This window comes from Limimaricola sp. G21655-S1, from assembly GCF_027213785.1.
GTDB lineage: Bacteria > Pseudomonadota > Alphaproteobacteria > Rhodobacterales > Rhodobacteraceae > Limimaricola.
On record NZ_JAPWGO010000330.1, the window covers coordinates 1 to 258 of the forward strand.

Genomic DNA, 258 nt, shown 5'->3' on the forward strand with positions numbered 1-258 from the left:
ATCCACGTCGATGGCATCGATGGCAAAGACGAACTCAGCCGCATGGCCCGTGTGATCTACACCTTCAAGCAAGAGGCGTTGCAAATGATCCGCGACGCCAAGGCGCTGGAGGTCGAACAAGGCAAGCGCAAAAAAGAGCAGGACTTTGTTGTGAGCGAACTGCGCAATGGCTTCTCGCGCCTGTCCGACGGAGATCTGACGGTTAAATTCGACAACACCTTCCCCGCTGATTACGAAGATGTGCGCGCAGACTTCAAC

1 pseudogene is annotated in these 258 nt (G+C 55.0%); it reads left to right on the forward strand.

Annotation, left to right across the window (positions count from 1 at the left end):
• Nucleotides 1–258 (forward strand): annotated as a pseudogene (locus O4G76_RS20975) (methyl-accepting chemotaxis protein); the annotation flags it as partial.